The following is a 20,321-nucleotide window of genomic DNA, read 5'->3' on the forward strand; positions in this document are numbered from 1 at the left end:
CGCTTTTCTAGTTAGAGAGTATTTAATTATTCATCGCCAGCTTACCGAGCTTCATCGCCGCGGCGTGGTGGCGGTGCATCAGTTGCTCCATGTCTACGCCAATCACAGCACCATCGTTAACTCGCCATTTTCCGGCAACCATCACTTTATCCGCTTGTTGAGCACCACAAAGTAGTAATGCAGCCAGTGGGTCGTGACTGCCAGAGAAACGAATATCATCGAGCTTGAACATCGCGATGTCGGCTTGTTTTCCGACTTCTAGTGTACCAATGTCGGTTCTGCCCATTGCCGCGGCAGAACCGGATGTCGCCCAGCGCAATGCATCAAAGTGTGAAACGTTGGCGGAACCATATTGCAGGCGTTGTAGATACATCGCCATGCGCACTTCGGCAATCATATTAGAGCCGTCGTTTGAGGCCGAACCATCCACACCTAGCCCGACTTTTACGCCTGCTGCTTCTAGATCGTTGTTTTTACAAATACCGGAAGCCAACATCATATTGGAAGTTGGGCAGTGACTGATACCAATGCCTGCTTTACCCAAACGTTTGATCTCTTCTGGATTGAAGTGAATACCATGAGCGAGCCAAGTGCGCTCGTTCAGCCAACCCACATCTTCTAGGTAATCAACTGGGCGCAAGCCAAACTTCTCTATACAGAAGTCTTCTTCATCGAGCGTTTCGCATAGGTGCGTGTGCATCATGACGTTTTCACGCTCACTGATCTTGGCGGTCTCTTTCATCAGGTCGGTAGTGACTGAGAACGGCGAACAAGGCGCGAGTGCGATTTGAATCATCGCGCCTTCATCACGCTGGTGGTAATCGCGAATCAAGCGTTGGCTGTCATCTATAATGGTCTGTTCGGTTTGAATGGTGTGTCGTGGAGGTAATCCACCTTCATCTTCCCCTAGGCTCATGGAACCTCGGGTAAATATCGCTCTAACGCCCAGTTTCTCTGCGGCCTCGACTTGCAAATCAATAGCGTGCTCAAGCCCGTCTGGTAGCAAGTAATGGTGATCGGAAGCAGTGGTACAGCCCGACATCATCAGCTCAACCAGAGCAAGCTCTGTTGCGAGGCTCATCATCTCCGAATCGAGGTTGGCCCAAACTGGGTAGAGGCTTTGTAGCCAATGGAAGAGTTCTTTATTGAGTGCGCCGGGGTAGGCTCGCGTTAGGGTTTGATAGAAGTGGTGGTGCGCATTGATAAGCCCAGGAGTCACAACATGACGAGAGGCGTCGACGCTGTAATCTACGGGTAAGGTCGGCTCTTTGTGTTTGCCAACCAGTTCAATGATTTTATTACCTTTTATGACGATTCCGCCTTCTGCATCAGCCTGCGAGCCAGTGTAGATTGCGAGAGGATTCTTAATCCAGATGGTTTCCATTCATAGTAGTCCTTAGCCATCTCAGCCTTTTCAGGGAAGAGGGTCTTTATTTGGTATTTGTTGTTGAAAGATAAATTCAAATCAAGGGCGATGAGACATTCACTGTTATCGTTACGCCCGTGATTCTACGGAAATCGGTTTTACGCTCGTTAGCGATTTATCTAGTTCGTTTTTGGCTCAGGGTTATCTGATGCCGTTTGAACTTCAGTTTCTGTTGTTGCTTGTTGAATTTCTAATTGCTCGTCTGAGTGTAGTTCTTCTTCTGCTTGTTCTTTCATTTCTAGCTCAACTTGCGCTTGGCTTTCGGCTAGTGCTTCTTGCTCTTCTGCGCGTGAAGACTTTGGCAGAACAAGGTTCAGCAGTACCGTCATGATAGTGCCTGTAGTGATGCCAGAGTGAAGAAAATTCGCCAAATCATGTGGCAAGTGTTGCAGCAATCTTGGTTCGAAAGTGACGGCTAAACCAGACGCCAAACCAACACAGATTACCAAGGCATTTCGCTTGGTGTCTGCGGCCTTGATCAACATGCGGATACCCGCGTAAGCGATCATACCGAACATCACAAAGCCCACACCACCCAAAACAGGTTTCGGGATCGTGACGGCAATGGCGGCTAATTTCGGGAATAAACCGCCTAAAATCAACAAACCACCGGTTGCAGCCACTACATAACGACTCGCTACACCTGTGATACCTACAATACCGACATTTTGACTGAATGATGCCAGTGGCATTGCCGTTAAAATTGAAGATAAGGTACTGCCAAGGCCATCGCCTAGAAGGCCACGTTTTAAATCTTTACCGGATACTTGGGTTTGACAGTTGTTACCGAGTGCCATGAAATCACCCGTTGCTTCAGCGATAACCACGATGTACACCAAGCTCATGCTGATGATGGCACTCGCAGAAAAGGTGAAGCCATATTTGAAAGGTTCAGGGCCACCAACCCAAGCGGCAGAACTGATTTGCTCAAGGTCGACCATGCCAAGCGATAGCGCCACAATGTAACCGCCCGCTAAACCAATCACGATAGCGGAAGCAGCAACCGCGCCTTTACAGTAAACCGACACGCCAATCACTATCCCCAAAGAGACCAGTGCGAGAAACAGTTTAGGTAGAGTGGCGAATTGTTCCGTGTTGGCAGGAGAGTCGCCAACCCAGTTCATGGCAACCGGTAAAATGGTTAAGCCGATTAAGGTAACCACAACACCACTTACCACGGTCGGGAATAGCTTGCGAACCTTGTCCATATAGAAGCTGGCACCAATGACCACAAACGAGCCGATAAGCGCCGAGCCCATGATGGCGGCGACACCACCTTCGTTACCGATCGAAATAGCGACACCTAAAAAGGCAAAGCTTGAACCCATCACCACGGGTAATCGAATACCAACAGGGCCAAAGCCAAGGCACTGCGCGACGGTCACAATACCAGACGCCAATAGCGCTGCATTGATCAGTGAGACGATCTCGGTGTTGGGCAGGCCGATAGAGGCGCCGACAATAAGAGGCACAGCAACGATGCCACCAATCGAGGCGAGCATATGCTGTAAAGCGAGTAGAAGGGTTAGCCCATGGGGCGGTCTTTCATTAAGGGTGTACAGAAGTTTCATTTGATATTCCTCTGCCTGCGTTTCCGTTTACAGGCGATTGGCGGTCAAATAATGACTTCTACAAACTGCGTAGGGTCATAAAAAAGGTGCACTGAGTCATTAGGAGTTCTGCTCTCGAGTCATCAATGCAATTAGCTTTCTTAAAAATCATGTTGTTGCTTGGCTTGCAAGCCAGCCAAGCAACGTTGTGAGCAATCAAGAAGCGACTGCTCAGGAGCTATAGGATTAACCGATGAATACTAGCTTGGCGATGAAGATAGCCGCTAAGAAGTACATCGAGATAGACACATCTTTGGTTTTACCTGTCGCCAACTTAAGCACTGTGTAGGTAATGAAACCCAATGCGATACCGTTCGCGATAGAGAAGGTCAGTGGCATCATTAGTGCGGTAATCGCGGCTGGAGCACCGTTAGTGAAGTCTTTCCAATCGACGTGCTGCATGCTGCTCATCATCACGAATGCGACGTAAATAAGAGCACCAGACGTTGCGTAAGCGGGGATCATGCCTGCAAGCGGTGATAGGAAAATTGCCGCTAAGAACAACACACCAACCACGATTGCTGAAAGACCTGTACGTGCGCCTGCTGCAACACCGGCTGCACTCTCTACATAACTGGTTACTGGCGGACAACCCACACACGCACCTGCCACACTTGAGATACTGTCGGCTTTGAGCGCTTTGCTCAGGCCTTCAATTTTTCCTGTTTCAGGGTTAGTTAGGTTTGCACGCTCGGCCACGCCCATCAAAGTACCCGCGGTATCGAACATGTTTACAAAAAGGAAAGCTAAGATAACGCTGATCATTGAAACATCGAGAGCGCCCATAATGTCCATTTTTAGGAACGTAGGCGCTAAGCTTGGTGGAGCTGCGAAGAAGCCGTTGTAATGCACTAAGCCAAGCATCATGCCGACCAGAGTTACACTCAAAATACCGATTAGCACCGCACCAAACACTTTGCGTTCACTGAGAACCGCGATGATAAGGAACGCGATAGCGGCCAGTAGCGCTTCAGGTTTAGTGAAGTCACCTAATGATACCAGTGTTGCTGGGTTTTCGACGACGATACCTGCTGTTTTAAGGCCAATTAGACCTAAGAACAAACCAACACCCGCTGTCATGGCATAACGTAGACTCACTGGGATACTTTCAATTATCCATTGGCGGACTTTGTAGAAGCTCATCCCGACAAACAAGATGCCGGAGATAAACACCGCACCCAGTGCCACTTCCCAGCTGTAGCCCATTTCGCTTACTACCGTGAACGAGAAGAAGGCATTCAAGCCCATGCCCGGCGCAAGGCCGACAGGCCAGTTCGCAAATAACCCCATTAACAAACAACCGATAGCTGCACCAATACAGGTTGCGACGAATACCGCTCCTGCATCCATACCCGATGCGGCCATAATTTGTGGGTTAACGAAGATGATGTAAGCCATGGTTGCGAAGGTGGTGACACCGCCGACCAACTCATTTTTCACACTGCTTCCGTGGGCCTTAATTTTAAAGAGTTTCTCTAAAAATCCGTTATTCGCATCTTGGTTGAGTATTTCTGTTTTACTCTCACTCATGTCAGCAAGTCCTTTTATGTTGTGATCCATTTATTGAATACAGCAAGATTTCAATATTAATTTTTAAGGTTTTTCCTAGCCACTAGCTCTCTATTTATTAGTTTCCTAACGGTTAACTCCCTAGCTATGCATTTTCCAGCCATTGGTTTCTAACCATCTGTTTTCTAGCTATTAATCTCAAACTATTAACGTTGTTAGTATTTTCATATGAGCGTGTTTAGTGAGTGCACACCTTTTGGGGTGTACACGTGAATCTGTTTATTATTCGATGGCTGAGCCTAGTTCGAAGTTCTAGGACACGGGACTAACTGCCCCGATAAGTTGAGAAACTGTAAGGCGAGACGAGAAGAGGAACGTGATAATGCGCTTCTGGATCATCTAAGCCGAAACGAATAACCACATCGTCTAGGAAAGGCACGCCATCCAATTCCACACCTTTGCTTTTGTAGTAATCGGCTACGTAAAACACCAATTGATATTTCCCCGGTCGGAAATCATTCCCTGCCAGAATCGGCGCATCGGTTCGGCCATCGGAGTTAGTGATTACCGTCGCCAGCTTTTCTGTTGAGTCTTCATTGACCTTATAAAGCTCTACCTTGATCTCTGCACCCGGTAAGCCGTGAGTCGTGTCTAATACGTGTGTTGTTAATCTTCCCATAGTCCTTTAATAGCGCTTTTGGCGCTCCTCTGTTCCGTGGTTTATCTGTCTGTTTCGACCTTGCAAAGAATGCAACTGGTCACTTTGTTATCACTAACTATGTACGAACTGTACACAATTAGTAAAGCGAATTGTTGTAAAAATGTTAACTATTGTGTCGTTTTTTCTGACTTTATAGATCTTGATTATCGTTTTTTGGTGAGCTTTGACTTTATTAAGCTGTTGTTTTTAAATGGCAATAGTGCGTAAATTTAACTTGAATAACAAAATCTTTACATTGAGATAAATAATTGTATACAATAAATGTACAGGGGTAAGGTTGCTCTGTTTATCGAGAATCCATTTGGTTGAATCATTTGGCGACTCACTTAAAGAGCGGCTAAGCCAACCACTTATGTTAGGAGTACTTGGATGAATAAGGATTATTCAAGAAATTTGATCGGTTACGGAGCTAACCCTCCAAACCCTCAATGGCCAGGCAATGCGCGCGTCGCGGTTTCTTTTGTATTGAACTATGAAGAGGGCGGTGAGCGTTGTTTGTTACATGGAGACGACGAGTCTGAAGCTTTTCTTTCAGAGATCCCGTCAGCACAGCCGATTAAAGGCGAACGTCACATGAGCATGGAATCCATCTATGAATATGGTAGCCGTGCGGGTGTGTGGCGTGTTCTTCGCTTGTTCGATGAATATGAAATCCCACTGACCGTCTTTGCGGTTGCAATGGCGATTGAGCGTCACCCAGAGGTTGCCAAAGTCATGGTCGAAGCGGGTCACGAAATCTGTAGCCACGGTTATCGCTGGATCGACTATCAATACATTGATGAGTCTGAAGAGCGCGACCACATGACCAAAGCGATCGAGATCATCCAACAAGTGACGGGTCAACGCCCACAAGGTTGGTACACAGGTCGAACGGGTCCAAATACGCGTCGCTTGGTTGCAGAAGAGGGCGGTTTTCTTTACGACTCTGATGCCTATGATGATGACCTGCCTTATTGGCACACCGAGACTGGTCATCCGCAATTGGTGATCCCTTACACACTTGATGTGAACGACATGCGTTTTTCAACGGCGCAAGGCTTTAACTCTGGTGAGCAGTTCTTCCAATACCTGAAAGACACGTTTGACACCCTTTATATGGAAGGCGAAACCGCACCGAAAATGATGTCGGTTGGGCTGCATTGTCGTCTGATTGGTCGCCCCGGTCGTATTGCTGCATTAAGACGTTTCTTAGATTACGTAAAACAGCACGACAGCGTGTGGTTATGTCGTCGAATCGATATCGCCAACCACTGGCACCAACATCATCCATATCAACCAAATAACGCTAATCATCAACAGTAGCAGTGAAGCAAGGAGGCTTAACGTGACTGAATTTCGATCATGCCAACCAACAACCATGGACCGCGATACCTTTGTCGCTCACTTTGCTGATGTCTACGAACACAGCCCGTGGGTTGCAGAAGTGGTGTATGACCAAGGTTTGAATGCCGAAGACGACCATATCGAGAATCTTCATCTGAAAATGGCATCGACCTTGTTAAGTGCAGACCAAGGCAAACAGTTGGCTTTGATCAATGCTCACCCGGATTTAGCCGGTCGAGCAGCAGTAAACGGCGAGCTCACCGAGTCGTCGACCAAGGAACAAGCGGGGGCGGGCATCGACCAGTGCAACGCCGAAGAATTTGAAAAATTCACTTCTTACAACAACAGCTACAAAAGTCGCTTCAATTTCCCTTTTATCATGGCGGTGAAGGGAGCCAATCGTTACCAAATTCTTGAGTCGTTCGAGATGCGATTAGGAAATGATAGTGAAACTGAGTTTGCTACGGCGATTCAAGAGATCAACAAGATCGCGATGTTTCGTCTCTGGGATATGTAAGTTAACGGAGTTAACAACTATCTCAGCCCAGTCTTAGTGCGCTAAGAGCACGCTTTATAAGCGAATAAGCCACTAAGTTCTCATTTTATTATTACTTGATTAATTGGATAGGATTACACGGACATGACCCAAACATTTGAACAATACATAAACCTTGCAGACGAAAAACTCGGCGCACAAGCTATCTTCGCAACCGACGATTTTTTCGCGGATAAAAGTCGTCTACTCAGCCACGCGGCGCCAGAGTGGAAAGACGACTTATACGACGATAACGGCAAGTGGATGGACGGTTGGGAAAGCAGACGCAAACGCGGTGAAGGTTACGACTACTGTGTCGTTCGCCTTGGCCTAGCTGGCACTATTGCTGGCGTTGATATTGATACCTCATTCTTCACAGGTAACTTCCCACCTTCGGCATCAATTGACGCGTGTTATTCACCACAAGGTGAGCCAACTGACTCAACAGAGTGGCAAGAAATTCTGCCTTCAATGGCACTACAAGGTGATCATCATCATCTTGAAGCGATTGAAAGCGACCAAGTATTTACGCACCTACGTTTGAACATCTATCCAGACGGCGGTGTAGCGCGCCTACGTGTTTATGGCCGACCAAGTGTGGATTGGGAAGCAATAGATTCTCAGCAACAAGTCGACCTAGCATCGGTTGAACACGGTGGCCGAGCACTGGCATGTAGCGATGAGCACTACGGCAACAAAGCCAACATCTTAGGCCCTGGCCGCGGTGAAAACATGGGTGACGGTTGGGAAACAGCGCGTCGTCGTACACCGGGTAACGACTGGGTTATCGTGGCACTAGGCCACCCAGGTAACATCGAACGCATCGTAGTGGACACGGCTCACTTCAAAGGTAACTACCCAGACAGCTGCTCAATTCAAGCGGCTTACGTGAAAGGCGGTACCGACGACCAAGTAGAAACACAAAGCCTATTCTGGCGTGAACTCTTGCCTACACAAAAGCTGGAAGCACACGAGATTCACGAATTCATTTCTGAGGTAAACGACCTTGGTGCGATTACCCACGTACGTGCAAACATATTCCCAGATGGTGGTATCAGCCGTTTGCGTCTGTTTGGTACGAAAGCGAAATAGGTAAGGAAATGAGTATGAGTAATGGAATACGTCGTTTATCAATCGAACCGTTAACCAAGCAGGCTTTTGCTGAGTTTGGCGATGTTATCGAGTCCGATAATAGTGATTTCTTCATGATCAACAGTGGATCAACACGTCGCTACCACAAGCTAGCGACAATGGATGTGCAAGACCAAGACGGAGAAGCCATCATCAGCATCTTCCAAGCCACACCGTTGAGCTACCCACTGACCATCAAAATGTTAGAGCGTCATCCACTTGGCTCTCAGGCATTCATTCCATTACTTGGTCAACCCTATTTAATTGTTGTTGCGCCAAAAGGCGATGATCCTACATTAGCCAATAGCCGAGCTTTCTTGAGCAACGGTCGTCAAGGAGTGAACTATCACAAAGGGGTGTGGCATCACCCAGTTCTCGCCCTCACCGAGCAAGACCAGTTCTTGATCGTCGATAGAGGCGGCGAAGGACACAACTGTGACGAAGTTTATTTCGACAGCGACCGAGTGGCATTGCATTTGGACGATCTGCCAACGGACGACAATAAGGAAGAGCAACGCTTAGCTAAAGCGTTGTGATACAGGAGTTTATTATGGATCCGCATATTACAGAATGGTTGAACCTAGCAATACGCTGGGCTCACATGATTGTTGGTGTTGCGTGGATAGGCGCATCATTTTACTTTGTTTGGTTAGAGAATAACCTTAACCGAGTTAACCCTAAAACGGGCCTTTCAGGCGACTTATGGGCAATTCACGGCGGTGGTATTTATCACCTAGAGAAGTACAAACTTGCGCCCCCAGAGATGCCAGAGCACCTGCACTGGTTCAAATGGGAAGCCTACTTCACGTGGATCACAGGTGTGTGTCTACTGGGTGTGGTTTACTACCTCAACGCGGAGATTTACCTGATTGCACCGGGCTCTGGCCTTGATTCAACAACCGCAATCGCGATTGGTATTGGTTCATTCGTTGCCGGCTGGTTTATCTACGACTTACTGTGTGACTCACCATTAGGCAAAACACCCGTGTTGCTTGGCGTTGTGCTGTTTGTGCTGCTCGTCGCTGCGACGTACGGCCTAACTCAAGTGTTCAGTGGCCGTGGCGCTTACATCCATGTTGGTGCGATCATTGGTACCATCATGGTGGGTAACGTATTCCGCGTTATCATGCCTGCGCAGCGTAACTTGGTGAAAGCGATTGAAGAGAAGCGCGAACCGGATCCGGCATTACCAGCGAAAGGTCTACTGCGTTCTCGTCACAACAACTACATGACACTGCCAGTGCTGTTCATCATGATCAGTAACCACTTCCCAAGCACTTATGGCTCGGAATACAACTGGCTGATCCTTGCTGGGCTAGCGATCTTCAGTATCTTGGTGCGTCACTACTTCAACACCCGTCATGGTAGTCAGAAGTTTGCCTGGACAGTACCTGTAGCTGCATTGGGTATGATCACGCTTGCGTTTGTTACCTCACCTTACGCGAAAAAGCAGATGACTCCGGTTGTACAAGCGCCAGTGGTTCAAGAAGTGCAAGTCAGCGCGACGGAATCAGCGACAGAAGAACTTGCTGCAAACGACACCGCTTCAACGACTAGTTCTCAGGCCGCACCAGCAGACCACGCAATGCAAACTGCTAGCGCAGGCGTCAGCTTTGAAACTATCAACAAAGTCATTCAAGAGCGCTGTTCTGTGTGTCACTCATCAACCCCGAGCCACGCCGCTTTTGCTGCTGCGCCAGCCGGTGTGATGTTTGATACCCCAGAAGAGATCAAAGCCAACGTACCAAGGATTGTTGCTCAAACCGTAACAACCAAGGTGATGCCGCTCGGCAACATGACTCAAATGACCGACGCAGAGCGCGCACTCATCGGCACTTGGGTAGAGCAAGGCGCTACGCTTCAATAATGATGTAAATCCTTTACCTAAGAGCATGAGTCTTAGGTGAGGCTTGGGGAGAGTTTGGTTTACGGGCACGCGCCAAACTCATCCCACCCTGTTTCCCCGGTTCATATAACCGGGGCTTTTTGTTTTTGGACAAAGGTAATGCAGATTTATCATTCAGTTGGTGACTCTAGGTGCATATGTGGTTTAGAGTTCGAAGAATTGGGTTTTATTAAGTATTTTGGTGTAATCAAATCTTTATGTTACCTATGCTAACAATTTTACTTGATTATTCTTATTAAAGTTAAAGCTGTATTGAAATATCAAGTGTGCATCCACCTAAACTTGACCTAGGCATATAGGAAACCATTAATGAGTAACGTTATTCCATTTAGAAAGAAACCAACTTCAACTCAACACCCGAAAACAACGATTAAGATGAGCGATTGCCATTTTGAAGAAAATGGTATCGGTATGCTTTTAGGAGAAGGTGTAGAAGTTGAAATGGATACAACTACTTTCCTTAACAATGGCATGGGGATTGTTGCTGGCTCAACCGATGAAAAATTTCTTCAAGCGTTGTCTGAATCAAAACCTCAAGAAAGGCTAGGGTTTGCGAATGAACTAAATCAATTCGCTAGCATTCCAGATAAAGAACTACGTACACAAGAAATAGAGAAGTCTTCTATTTCCAGGAAATTATCTTCAATAGCCAATATTGCGACTGTCACAACTTGGCTTAATGAAGTTATTGAGGGCGTATCAAGCGTAGATTTTGAAGCGTTATTAAATACGATTATGGGTAGCTAGCGAGATAAAAACAGCTGAAGAGAACTTACTTAAGCTTGGTATCTCGCATAGGTGGCTTACAGTCTTTTAGCTATATCGTTTAGCAAGGAAGCTCTGTGAGTCATTGCATGTCGATAGTAAGTACTTACGTTTAAACTGATTCATTGCGTGCGCAGTCCTGTATAAGGTTCTTGATATGAATCTCTACCCATGGCACTTTTAGTCCAAATTGACTTTAGTTAGGACAAAAAATGGAAGACTTGATAGTCGCGTATTTTAGGGCATTGAGCTCATTCTTTAGGTATCTGTTTCAGTCGATATTGATTGAGTTCATTGGTTACGGAGCTGGCTGGATAGTTTGTAAAGTATTCACATTGGGGCGCTTCCCCCCATTGATTCCAACTGAAAAAGAGCGAACCAGAATCTCTTATATCGGAGCTATTAGCATCGTGTTGCTTCTGTTAGCAATTGGTGTGTTCAATAGTTTGTGATTCGGAGTAAGGATATATGAAATTTTATCCCGCGGAACAATACCAAGCAGCTTGCAACGAGCTGTTTATCCGATACGAACGTGACATCAAAAAGCTAATCCCTAACGCGAGAGTTGAGCACGTAGGTGCATCTTCTATTCCATCTGCAGTATCTAAAGGCGACTTGGATATATTCGTCGGTATTGAATCGAGTGAACTTGAGTACGCCATTGAACAACTCACAACACTCGGCTTCAATGAGAAACTCGATACCTTAAGAACGCCGGAGCTGTGCATGTTGGAGTCTACATCAGGACATGACGTGGCCTTGCAAGTAGTTGCCAATGGTTCTGAGTTCGAATGTTTTCTAAGGTTTCGTGACAAGCTACGTGCGAATCCGGCATTAGTGGAGCAATACAACACCCTCAAAATGTCTTGTGAAGGTTGGCCACAAGATGAATACCGCGAAAAGAAGTCGGCTTTTATCGAGCATGTGTTGGCTTTGAAATAACAACAAGTTTCGATTGGATATTATTCATCCAAATCCTAACTTTTTGTGCTGTTTTTACTTTCCTCTTACACTCTTTTCAAATATCGAATTTAGTATCAAATTTCTCTTTGTTATACAGGCAAGTCTCTCATTATGAAGAACTTCTTTGATAGCGAACTCATGCTCTCTAGCTCTTTGAATTTCGTTTTGCTATCGCTTGGGCTAACGCTCCTTTTTCATCTTCCGATTTGGTGTGGGTTCAACTTGAGCCGACGCAAATGGAAGCTTATGGATTATTTATGGCCGTTCTTGGCGGGTATCGGGATGCTGGGTGCAGTGTCTGAGATTCGTGCGAAAGTAGCGGGTGATTGGGTTGAAACCGAACAAACTAGAGCGGTGGCGATTTTAGAATCGGTTCAGCAGTTTTCTTTGGATAAATTAAGAAGCGACATCTGTACAGGTCAGCCATCTTTGGACTCTCACGGGCAACACCATGAGGCGTGTTTATGGTATTTGAACACGGCGATCACGTTCAAAGATGTCGATTTCACCTTGTTACCCAACGCATCGGATTTTACGGTTCCTGCGCCGAGCGTGTCGCTGGTTGAAAGCGATGCCGTGTGGGTGGATGGTATGCTGAGTCAGTATGAGAAGCAGAAAAACCAATACATAAAAACCAGAGAAGCGCAGGTGAAGCAGCCATTAGAAAGCCTCTTCTGGTATGTGAGTCCTTACTTAGTCTGTTTCGCTATTGCTCTGCGCCTTACTAAAGTGACGGCAGAGCTTAAACTGGATAAGTGCGTAAACAATTAACTCGACATAGACAGCGCGAACGACAGTAAAATAGGCAAGGTAACCACACTTAGGAAGTTGCCGAACAACACCATAGATGCGACTTTAGGCGGCTCGACATTGAACCGTTCAGCGAACAGGTAGTTCATCACGGCAGGTGGCAGCATGGTGAACAGCACCATCATTTGTAGGTGCAGCGTTGGCAGCGGGATAAAGAAGTAGATGATGGCGAAGGCGATGGCACCAGTAAACAGCGATTGAGCCGTACACAGCAAGCCAACTTTGAGTCCGCTTAGCTTCAAGTTCACCATTTGCGAACCCAACGACAACAGCATAATTGGGACAGCAGCTTGTCCAAGCAGTGAAGTGGCTTCGTAGATTGGATTCCATACTGCAATGCCAGACAGGTTGAGCGTCATCGCTAATGCTGCGGCTAAGAATATCGGCATCTTGAGGATCTGTTTGATCGGATTACCTTCGCTTAGTAGCGCTAAACCGACACTAATGTGCACGCATGCCGATACCACAAACAGCAATACCGCAGGGGCTAATGCACTCTCACCAAAGGTATAGGTGAACAGGGGAATGGCCAGGTTGCCACTGTTGCGGAACATATGTGGCGGCGCCCAAGCTTTGAAGTTGAGCTTAAAGATCTTACAGATTGGTATCATCAATAAAGCGGGCACCAACACCGCGACCAAAGAGGCGGTGATGAGTGGCAGTTGTTCGGTGTCGAGAGGCATGGTGGTCAGCGAGGCAAACACTAGCGCAGGAATACACACATCCATGTTGATGCGATTGATCGGTTTGAAATCGGGCTTGAGCCAACGACCCACCGCAAAGCCAGCACTGGCTAAAGCAAAAACGGGAAACAGAATGCTGACGACCTGTTCGAACATAGAATTCCTTTCTAGATTGAGTGCTTCCATTTAGCTGAGAAACGAATGTTTTAGAGAGACGCTAAAGTGAAGTATGAAGTCGATATGTATAAACATTAACCTATCAATATAATGACTTGGCGTCACCGAAGATCGTTGTTTGTGAACGGTTAATTTATATTTCTTTGAATGAAGCACAAAAAAGACCAGTGGCATCAGCAACTGGTCTTTCAAGGCTAGATAAATCTGGACGGATTTTTAATTAACGACGGCTGTCGCTGTCTAGCGATTGTTACTCGGTTTTCAGTCTAGCTAACGAGCTTTTGATAATCTTTGAAATTCACATCGTAGGCTTTCTCGCCGTAGATGTAAGTCTCGCTGACGGTTCTATCGTCACCCAGGCTCATCAATACAAATAGCTTCTCTTCAAGCTTGGTCGCTTGTTCCATTCTAAAGCGCATCAATTGTGTGGCGTGTAAGTCCAACACCACGAAATCGGCTTCTTTTCCTACTTCCAAGTTGCCAATCTTGTCTTCTAAATGCAGTGAACGTGCACCACCTAATGTGGCTAAGAATAGCGACTTAGCTGGGTGCAATTTCTTATGTTGAAGCTGCATGATCTTATAGGCTTCACTCATGGTTTGTAGGATTGAGAAGCTAGTGCCTGCGCCGACATCAGTCCCCATACCAACACGAATGCCGTGCTCTTCCATTTCTGGTAATCGGAATAAACCTGAGCCTAAGAACAGGTTAGAGGTCGGGCAGAAAGCAATGGCAGATTCCGTGTCGGCTAGGCGCTTACATTCGCAATCAGACAAGTGAATGCCATGGGCGAAAACCGAACGTTTGTGCAGTAGGCCATAGTGGTCATACACATCCAAATAGCTGTCGCGCTCTGGGAACAGTTCTTTTACCCATTCAATCTCTTTCTCGTTTTCAGAAAGGTGCGTGTGCATATACACATCTGGGTACTCTTCTAGCAATTTACCAACGGTAGCCAATTGTTCTGGTGTACTGGTTGGCGCGAAACGAGGTGTCACGGCATAAAGCAAACGCCTGCGGTTGTGCCATTTCTCAATCAGTTCTTTGGAGTCGGCGTAGCCAGATTCTGGCGTGTCGGTGAGGTAATCAGGCGCATTGCGATCCATCAAAACCTTACCCGCAATCATACGTAGGTTGCGCTTCTCAGCTTCTTCAAAGAAAACGTTAACCGACTCTTTGTGTACCGTGCCGAACACGAGTGCCGTGGTTGTGCCGTTGCTTGCTAGTTCGTCTAGGAATAGCTTCGCCACTTTGTGTGCGTAGACTGGGTTTTTGAAGCGCTTTTCTTCTGGGAAGGTGTAGTTCTCTAACCAATCAAGAAGTTGCTCACCGTAAGACGCGATCATCCCTGTTTGAGGGTAGTGGATGTGCGTATCAATAAAGCCAGAGGTGATCAGCTTGTCTTTGTATTCTTTGACTTCGAGTGTTTTAGGTTGGCGAGCCAATACCTCGTCGACATGGCCCAAGTCGACGACATGGCCGTTCTCAACCACTAAAACACCGTCTTCAAAATAGTCGTAAGACTCATCGATGCCGACGTCTTTTGGGTCGGCGACGCTGTGTAAAATACTGGCGCGATAAGCTTTGCGTTGCGTTGTCATGTTTACTTCCTTTTAATGACTTCAGCGACGTTATGGCCACTGAAGCTTTGCGACTTGTGTTAGGCGATCTTCTCTTCCAATGGTGGTTCGCCTACGTCGCTTGGTTGACTGTGTTGATCGGTCAAACCCTGATTTCGATATTGTTTGGTTGGGCGCTTTTGTTCAAGCGCTTGGCCTTGATAGTGTGCGATCAGTTCACCCGCAACCGATACCGCAATTTCGGCAGGATGTTTGCCATTCACGGCGCTAATGCCAATCGGGCAAAGCATGGTTTCGATTTGTTCTTGGCTGTAGCCGCGCTGCTCTAAGCGGAAGTCGAACTTCTTACGCTTGGTAAGCGAGCCGATCATGCCAAAGTAACGGCTGTCTTCACGGTCAATAATGGCTTTGGTTAGGTCAAAATCGAGCTGGTGGTTGTGGGTCATCACAAGGTAATAACTGTTTGGTTGCATGTGTTTCACTTCACCGACTGGGTCGTCTGAGACAAGCTTTTTAACACCGTGTGGCAGCGTTTCAGGGAACACTTCTTCACGTTCATCAATCCAGGTCACACGGAAGGGTAGGGTTGCGACAATGTGCAGCAGCGCTTTGGCAACGTGGCCTGCGCCAAACAGCACAAGGTGGTTCTGCTGAGTGCCAATCGGTTCAAAGCTTAACGTTGCCATTCCGCCACAACATTGGCCTAAACGAGCACCTAGGTTGAAGCGTTCCACTTTGAGCGATTTTTCACTGGCAATCAGCATCTCTCGAGCCATTTTAGTGGCCACATGTTCAAGGTGACCACCACCAATCGTAGCGATGATTCGGTCACGAGTGACAAGCATTTTGGTGCCCGCATCGCGTGGAACGGAACCTCTGTCTTCAAGAACCGTCACCATCACACACGGTTCGTAGTTCTCTTCCAGTTTTGCCAGTTCGTGAATCCAATTATCCTTAAACATACGTCCTCCTAAATCCCTTCTATACTTCCCAAGCTATCATGAGCCTTATTAAGCCGTTTCTGATTGAACATCGACCGAAGTCGGAGCCGTTTCAGTGACTTCCTGAATCGCCATCAGAATACGCTCTGGTGTCGCAGGTGTGTTGAGCTTAGGAATCGCGCCATCAACGGCCACGTAGCTAATCGCATCTTTCAGTGCGCTCCATACCGACATACCCAACATGAAAGGTGGCTCACCCACGGCTTTCGAGTTGAAGACGGTGTCTTCTGGGTTGCTGCGGTTTTCCAAAAGGTGTGTTCTGAAATCAATTGGCATATCGGCAATTGCTGGGATTTTGTAACTCGCAGGGCCATTGGTCATTAAGCGGCCTTGTTGGTTCCACACCAACTCTTCCGTTGTTAGCCAGCCGACACCTTGCACAAAGCCACCTTCAACTTGGCCGATATCAATCGCAGGGTTCAATGAAGCGCCCACGTCATGCAAAATATCAACACGCAGAATCTTGTTTTCGCCGGTTAGAGTATCGACGATAACCTCTGAACAAGATGCGCCATACGCGTAGTAGTAGAACGGGCGACCGCGCGCTTTTTCGTGATCGTAATAGATCTTTGGAGTGCGGTAGAAGCCAGTGCTAGATAGCGAAATCTGGTTAAACCAAGCCAGCTCAACAAACGAGTTGAAGGTCATGATTTCATCGCGGATCTGCACCATGCCATTCTTAAATACCACCTCTTCAGGCCACACTTTGAAGTGCGAAGAAGCGAAGTCGATCAGGCGCTGCTTAATGGTCATTGCGGCGTTTTGCGCGGCCTTACCGTTGAGGTCGGTGCCCGATGAGGCTGCGGTTGGTGATGTGTTCGGAACTTTGTCTGTGTTTGTAGCGGTGATCTGGATACGTTCGACATCGACTTGGAACTCCTGTGCAACGATTTGCGCCACTTTGATGTTCAAGCCTTGCCCCATTTCCGTACCACCGTGATTCAAATGAATACTGCCATCGGTGTAGATATGGATGAGCGCACCTGCTTGGTTCAAGAAAGTCGCAGTAAACGAGATGCCGAATTTCACTGGTGTGATCGCAAGGCCTTTCTTCAAGATAGGGCTTTGCTTGTTGAACTCAGCGATTTCTTTACGACGTGCGTGATAGTCACTGCTGCGTTCAAGCTGTTCGGTTATCTCAGGTAAAAAGTTGTCTTCAACGGTTTGGTAGTAATGGGTCACGTTACGGCCTTCTTCGCCGTAGTAGTTCGCCTTACGTACTTCCAAAGGATCTTTTTTCAGGTAACGCGCAATCTCGTCCATAATGTGTTCAATGGTCATCATGCCTTGCGGACCACCAAAGCCACGGTAAGCGGTGTTCGATGCTGTATTGGTTTTGCATCGATGACCGACCACAGTTGCATCACCTAGATAATAGGCGTTGTCTGAGTGGAACATCGCGCGGTCGACAATAGAACTTGATAAGTCTGGCGAGTAGCCACAGTTACCTGCAACGGTAATATCGGCACCTTGAATCACACCATTGTCGTCAAAACCGACCGTATATTGATTGTAGAACGGGTGGCGTTTACCAGTTTGCTGCATGTCTTCATTGCGCAGCAAACGCATTTTTGTAGGTCGACCTGTAAGGTGAGCAATAACCGCAGCCATACATGCTGGAGAGGCCGCTTGGGTCTCTTTACCACCGAAACCACCACCCATACGACGCATATCAATCACGACTTTGTGCATCGGTACGCCAATCACTTTCGCAACCAGTTTTTGAACTTCGGTCGGGTTTTGTGTCGAGGTGTAAACGATCATGCCGCCATCTTCGGTTGGCATCACGCTACTGATTTGAGTTTCTAGGTAGAAGTGTTCTTGTCCGCCGATCTCTAGGTCGCCAGAGATCACGTGTTTTGCTTTTGCCAGTGCAGCTTTAGAGTCGCCACGTTGTTGAGTGTGGCTTTCTGTTACGAAGTGCTCTTTGTCTAGCGCTTCTTTCACATCAAGAATCGCAGGTAGCTCTTCGTATTCAATAATGGCTGCATGTGCGGCTTTGCGTGCCGTTTCTAAATCGTTGGCTGCCACAGCAATCACGGGTTGGCCGTAGTATTCAACTTTGCCATCGGCAAGCAGTGGGTCACCCGGAAGAATCGCACCGATATCCAGCTCACCCGGTACGTCTTTGGCTTGAATGGCAATTGCCACACCTTCGAATTCGTAACATGGTGACAGGTCTATTTTGGTGATGTTGGCGTGTGCTTGCGTGCTCAGGCGAGCGTAGACATGCAGTTGATTTGGGAACTCTAGGCGGTCATCAATGTATACCGCTTCGCCCGTGACTTGCTTGGCTGCACTGTCGTGTTTAACGCTTTTACCGACGCCAGTTTTAAGGTCTTGTTTTGCAATGGTAACCATCTCTTCGTGGGTCATCGCATGCTCGTGTGATTTAGACATAAGACGTTACCCTTGTTTCGATTTGGTTGTTTTTGTTCTGTTGTTCAATGAAGTAGCGACGCAGCATGTTGGCCGCCGACAATGAACGGTATTCTTGGCTTGCACGGAAATCAGAGAGCGGCTCAAAGTCGTTATACAGTTCCTGCATCGCTAACTTAATATTAGCGTCTGTCCACGGTTTGCCTAATAACGTATTTTCACAACGCGCCGCGCGCTTAGGTGTTGCAGCCATACCGCCAAAGGCGATACGAGCGTAAGAAACCTTGCCGTCTTCGATTTGAATATCAAACGCACCACACACTGCAGAGATGTCATCATCTAAACGCTTAGACAGCTTGTAAGCTCGGAAGCTGTCGTTAGTTGGCTTAGGAATGATGATCTGCTCAATGAATTCACTCTCTTTTTGCGCCGTCACTTTGTAGCTGATGAAGTAGTCTTCAATCGGCATCGTACGTGACTCGTCGCCGCAACGAAGTTTGATCTTCGCGTTCAGGGCAATCAGCAGAGGAGGGGTGTCACCGATAGGCGAGGCATTGGCAACATTACCGCCGATGGTGCCTTGGTTACGCACTTGCAGTGAAGCAAAGCGATGCAGCAGTTCACCAAAATCTGGGTAGTGTTTTTTCAATAGTGAGTAAGAATCACTGATAGGCAGGTTGGCACCAATGATTAGATCGGTGTCGGTCTCTTCACATACCTTCATGTCTTCAACAAGGTTCACGCTGATCAGTGTTTCAATCTCACGATGGAATTGCGTCACTTCCAGCGCTAAATCCGTACCGCCAGCAACCAGCTTAGCGTTCGGGTGGGCTTGAAAAAGCTTGGCCAACTCATCGGTGCTTTTTGGGGAAAAAGCGGTGAGGTGACCAAGGCGTAAGTTGGCCTCAGTGTCTTGAATGCTTTCTAGCTTCTTGATGGTGTTGCGTTCAAGTTCAGCAAATTGGTCGATCAAAGGTTGGTCTGTTGAAAGTGACATCGCAGCATCAACAATTGGTCGGTAGCCTGTACAACGACATAGGTTACCCGCCAGTGATTCCATGACGTCTTCTTTGCTCGCATCGGGTTTGTTTTTGCCTAGCGCAAACATCGACATGATGAAGCCCGGCGTGCAGTAACCACACTGTGAACCGTGAAAATCAACCACCGCTTTTTGTACTGGGTGCAATGAGCGATCTCGATTTTGCAGATCTTCTACTGTGATCAGTTGCTTGCCATGCAGCGCTGAAACGAACGTAAGGCAAGAGTTCACCGAGCGGTATTGTAGCTGTCCATCAACCACCTCACCCAGAACTACCGTACATGCACCACAGTCACCCGACCCACAACCTTCTTTGGTACCGGTTTTATTAACCTTGGTACGAAGGTAGTTGAGCACTGTCATATTTGGCGACAGATTATCTTCGCGTCTTATTTCCTGATTGAGCAAAAAAGTAATCAAGAGACCTCCTTGTAAATCGACATATTTCCATGTGTATTCTTTTTGACTTCTAGGTCAATAATTATCCATCCTGACCCTGCGGTCAACTATTTATTTACAAAAATGCAACAAATAGTCTTTTGTGGTGATTGTATACAATTTTATTTTAACTTTAATTGCTTGTTTTATAAGGGTTTGAATTAAAGTCGAACAGTTTTTTGGTGTGAATGAATTGATAGCTATGTATACAAGATAAAGGAGGGGCTTATGGCACTGTTGGAAGTGATTCTATAGAGGCTAAGATCGTTGTTGAGGGCAGAATAGACTGTATTTTTAGATGGATGTGAGTTGATCGTCGTCTTTA

The 20,321-nt window shown here is 47.1% G+C and carries 18 protein-coding genes; 9 read left to right on the top strand and 9 right to left on the bottom strand.

The features are described 5' to 3' along the window. Positions 1-22 precede the first annotated feature (22 nt). The 4 genes from AB4209_RS12275 to uraH form a co-directional block, all read right to left on the bottom strand. The gene (locus tag AB4209_RS12275; protein ID WP_017067339.1) at positions 23-1,384 is read right to left on the bottom strand and encodes an 8-oxoguanine deaminase; all 1,362 of its coding nucleotides are present in this window, start codon (positions 1,382-1,384) and stop codon (positions 23-25) included. A 161-nt stretch (positions 1,385-1,545) separates the two neighbouring features. Then, positions 1,546-2,997 (bottom strand): nucleobase:cation symporter-2 family protein, encoded by a 1,452-nt coding sequence (locus AB4209_RS12280; protein ID WP_372056031.1) that lies wholly within the window; start codon positions 2,995-2,997, stop codon positions 1,546-1,548. Between the two features lie 225 nt (positions 2,998-3,222). Next, positions 3,223-4,566, bottom strand: coding sequence for an NCS2 family permease (locus tag AB4209_RS12285; RefSeq protein ID WP_327784547.1), 1,344 nt, complete (start codon positions 4,564-4,566; stop codon positions 3,223-3,225). Positions 4,567-4,870: 304 nt separating this feature from the next. Continuing rightward, positions 4,871-5,224 carry a hydroxyisourate hydrolase gene (gene uraH / locus AB4209_RS12290; RefSeq protein WP_004732855.1) on the bottom strand — a complete coding sequence of 118 codons (354 nt, stop codon included), beginning with the start codon at positions 5,222-5,224 and terminating at the stop codon, positions 4,871-4,873. A 411-nt stretch (positions 5,225-5,635) separates the two neighbouring features. On the opposite strand from uraH, the gene puuE reads away from it, so the two are divergent. From puuE to AB4209_RS12335, 9 genes are all read left to right on the top strand, one after another. Continuing rightward, positions 5,636-6,568 (top strand): allantoinase PuuE, encoded by a 933-nt coding sequence (gene puuE, locus AB4209_RS12295; RefSeq protein ID WP_372056033.1) that lies wholly within the window; start codon positions 5,636-5,638, stop codon positions 6,566-6,568. 22 nt (positions 6,569-6,590) lie between these two features. Beyond that, positions 6,591-7,106, top strand: a complete 516-nt coding sequence (gene uraD / locus AB4209_RS12300; RefSeq protein WP_017067791.1) for a 2-oxo-4-hydroxy-4-carboxy-5-ureidoimidazoline decarboxylase — start codon at positions 6,591-6,593, stop codon at positions 7,104-7,106. 123 nt (positions 7,107-7,229) lie between these two features. Next, complete coding sequence (alc, locus tag AB4209_RS12305; RefSeq protein ID WP_017111438.1) at positions 7,230-8,216, top strand: allantoicase; 987 nt, start codon at positions 7,230-7,232, stop codon at positions 8,214-8,216. Between the two features lie 14 nt (positions 8,217-8,230). Continuing rightward, positions 8,231-8,791, top strand: a complete 561-nt coding sequence (locus tag AB4209_RS12310; RefSeq protein ID WP_372056036.1) for an ureidoglycolate lyase — start codon at positions 8,231-8,233, stop codon at positions 8,789-8,791. A gap of 14 nt (positions 8,792-8,805) precedes the next feature. Beyond that, positions 8,806-10,122: a urate hydroxylase PuuD gene (locus AB4209_RS12315; protein WP_019350868.1), complete on the top strand. Its 1,317-nt coding sequence runs from the start codon at positions 8,806-8,808 to the stop codon at positions 10,120-10,122. Between the two features lie 348 nt (positions 10,123-10,470). Next, a complete protein-coding gene (locus AB4209_RS12320) occupies positions 10,471-10,908 on the top strand; it encodes a hypothetical protein (RefSeq protein ID WP_004732861.1) in 438 nt (145 codons plus the stop codon). A gap of 230 nt (positions 10,909-11,138) precedes the next feature. Continuing rightward, entirely contained in the window at positions 11,139-11,378 is a 240-nt protein-coding gene (locus AB4209_RS12325) for a hypothetical protein (RefSeq protein WP_017086627.1), read from the top strand. Positions 11,379-11,394: 16 nt separating this feature from the next. Next, complete coding sequence (locus AB4209_RS12330; protein WP_137002188.1) at positions 11,395-11,868, top strand: GrpB family protein; 474 nt, start codon at positions 11,395-11,397, stop codon at positions 11,866-11,868. 267 nt (positions 11,869-12,135) lie between these two features. Then, the gene (locus tag AB4209_RS12335) at positions 12,136-12,660 is read left to right on the top strand and encodes a hypothetical protein (protein WP_136982328.1); all 525 of its coding nucleotides are present in this window, start codon (positions 12,136-12,138) and stop codon (positions 12,658-12,660) included. On the opposite strand, the gene AB4209_RS12340 is transcribed toward AB4209_RS12335, so the two are convergent. From AB4209_RS12340 to xdhA, 5 genes are all read right to left on the bottom strand, one after another. Continuing rightward, positions 12,657-13,538, bottom strand: coding sequence for an AEC family transporter (locus tag AB4209_RS12340; protein ID WP_004732869.1), 882 nt, complete (start codon positions 13,536-13,538; stop codon positions 12,657-12,659). The two genes, AB4209_RS12335 and AB4209_RS12340, sit on opposite strands and share 4 nt — an antisense overlap. A 287-nt stretch (positions 13,539-13,825) precedes the next feature. Then, positions 13,826-15,160: a guanine deaminase gene (guaD, locus tag AB4209_RS12345; protein ID WP_372056039.1), complete on the bottom strand. Its 1,335-nt coding sequence runs from the start codon at positions 15,158-15,160 to the stop codon at positions 13,826-13,828. Positions 15,161-15,219: 59 nt separating this feature from the next. Continuing rightward, positions 15,220-16,101, bottom strand: coding sequence for a xanthine dehydrogenase accessory protein XdhC (gene xdhC, locus AB4209_RS12350; protein WP_136982330.1), 882 nt, complete (start codon positions 16,099-16,101; stop codon positions 15,220-15,222). Between the two features lie 48 nt (positions 16,102-16,149). Next, positions 16,150-18,540 carry a xanthine dehydrogenase molybdopterin binding subunit gene (gene xdhB, locus AB4209_RS12355; RefSeq protein WP_372056041.1) on the bottom strand — a complete coding sequence of 797 codons (2,391 nt, stop codon included), beginning with the start codon at positions 18,538-18,540 and terminating at the stop codon, positions 16,150-16,152. Further along, positions 18,533-19,978 (bottom strand): xanthine dehydrogenase small subunit, encoded by a 1,446-nt coding sequence (xdhA, locus tag AB4209_RS12360; RefSeq protein WP_050632513.1) that lies wholly within the window; start codon positions 19,976-19,978, stop codon positions 18,533-18,535. Before xdhA ends, xdhB begins: the two co-directional genes overlap by 8 nt. Positions 19,979-20,321: the final 343 nt, after the last annotated feature.

This window comes from Vibrio sp. 10N.286.48.C11 (assembly GCF_041469805.1).
In the GTDB taxonomy this organism is placed as follows: domain Bacteria; phylum Pseudomonadota; class Gammaproteobacteria; order Enterobacterales; family Vibrionaceae; genus Vibrio; species Vibrio crassostreae_C.

Bases quoted from the DNA above. Each gene is read 5' to 3' on its own strand.
- xdhB (WP_372056041.1), bottom strand. From the start codon at position 18,540: ATGTCTAAATCACACGAGCATGCGATGACCCACGAAGAGATGGTTACC.
- AB4209_RS12310 (WP_372056036.1), top strand. From the start codon at position 8,231: ATGAGTAATGGAATACGTCGTTTATCAATCGAACCGTTAACCAAGCAG.
- AB4209_RS12325 (WP_017086627.1), top strand. From the start codon at position 11,139: ATGGAAGACTTGATAGTCGCGTATTTTAGGGCATTGAGCTCATTCTTT.
- guaD (WP_372056039.1), bottom strand. From the start codon at position 15,160: ATGACAACGCAACGCAAAGCTTATCGCGCCAGTATTTTACACAGCGTC.
- AB4209_RS12340 (WP_004732869.1), bottom strand. From the start codon at position 13,538: ATGTTCGAACAGGTCGTCAGCATTCTGTTTCCCGTTTTTGCTTTAGCC.
- AB4209_RS12285 (WP_327784547.1), bottom strand. From the start codon at position 4,566: ATGAGTGAGAGTAAAACAGAAATACTCAACCAAGATGCGAATAACGGA.
- AB4209_RS12335 (WP_136982328.1), top strand. From the start codon at position 12,136: ATGGATTATTTATGGCCGTTCTTGGCGGGTATCGGGATGCTGGGTGCA.
- uraH (WP_004732855.1), bottom strand. From the start codon at position 5,224: ATGGGAAGATTAACAACACACGTATTAGACACGACTCACGGCTTACCG.
- AB4209_RS12280 (WP_372056031.1), bottom strand. From the start codon at position 2,997: ATGAAACTTCTGTACACCCTTAATGAAAGACCGCCCCATGGGCTAACC.
- AB4209_RS12320 (WP_004732861.1), top strand. From the start codon at position 10,471: ATGAGTAACGTTATTCCATTTAGAAAGAAACCAACTTCAACTCAACAC.
- xdhC (WP_136982330.1), bottom strand. From the start codon at position 16,101: ATGTTTAAGGATAATTGGATTCACGAACTGGCAAAACTGGAAGAGAAC.
- alc (WP_017111438.1), top strand. From the start codon at position 7,230: ATGACCCAAACATTTGAACAATACATAAACCTTGCAGACGAAAAACTC.
- AB4209_RS12275 (WP_017067339.1), bottom strand. From the start codon at position 1,384: ATGGAAACCATCTGGATTAAGAATCCTCTCGCAATCTACACTGGCTCG.
- puuE (WP_372056033.1), top strand. From the start codon at position 5,636: ATGAATAAGGATTATTCAAGAAATTTGATCGGTTACGGAGCTAACCCT.
- AB4209_RS12315 (WP_019350868.1), top strand. From the start codon at position 8,806: ATGGATCCGCATATTACAGAATGGTTGAACCTAGCAATACGCTGGGCT.
- AB4209_RS12330 (WP_137002188.1), top strand. From the start codon at position 11,395: ATGAAATTTTATCCCGCGGAACAATACCAAGCAGCTTGCAACGAGCTG.